The organism is Rhizobium sp. TRM95796 (genome assembly GCF_025779995.1).
In the GTDB taxonomy this organism is placed as follows: Bacteria; Pseudomonadota; Alphaproteobacteria; order Rhizobiales; family Rhizobiaceae; genus Rhizobium_E.
The window spans coordinates 1-748 of the sequence record NZ_JAOXHE010000036.1; the positions used below are offsets into that span (position 1 = coordinate 1).

The following is a 748-nucleotide window of genomic DNA, read 5'->3' on the forward strand; positions in this document are numbered from 1 at the left end:
CTTCGAAGCCTTTCGCCTTGTCCGAGCGCTTGATGATCTCAATCGTCCAGCGCCCGATCTTCTTCAGCCGCCGCGTCAGCTTGTCGCCCGCATAGCCGCCATCGGCGAAGACATGCAGCAACCACGGCCACCTGTGACGGATGGATTTCAGGAGATCGGGAGCACCGTCGCGATCCTGGATGTCGGCGCTGTGAACCATGAGGCCGACCATCAGGCCGAGCGTATCAACGATGATGTGGCGCTTGCGGCCCTTGATCTTCTTGCCCGCGTCATAGCCTCGGACACCACCGCTTTCCGTGGTTTTGACGCTCTGGCTATCGATCACGCCAGCCGTCGGACTTGCCTCTCTGCCCTCCAGCTCGCGGGCTTCCATGACAAGATGATGGTTGATGCGTGTCCAAAGTCCCAATGCCCGCCAGTCATAAAAATAGCGCTGAACGGTCGAGCAAGGTGGAAAATCCTTCGGCAGCATCCGCCACTGGCAACCGGTCGTGGCGATGTAAAGCAGGGCGTTGACGACCTCCCGCAAATCCGTGCTGCGCGGACGACCAAGGCGACGGTGTCTGGGCAGAAAAGGTTCGACCAGCGCCCATTCTCGATCCGTCATATCGCTTGCGTAGCGTCCGGTTCGCCGGGCATAGTGCCGACGGGTGATTTCGCTCCAGGCCATTGTGAACTCCATCGAATCTTGCAAATCCGAAGGAATCATAACCTCTTGAAATCACCCACCTCTTTTTGAGGCAGCTTC

General features: G+C 58.6%; 1 protein-coding gene. It reads right to left on the minus strand.

Annotation, left to right across the window (positions count from 1 at the left end; translation table 11 throughout):
* A partial coding sequence (locus tag OCK01_RS26400; protein WP_263826559.1) for an IS5 family transposase occupies positions 1-670 on the minus strand: 670 nt, incomplete at its 3' end.
* Positions 671-748 lie beyond the last annotated feature (78 nt).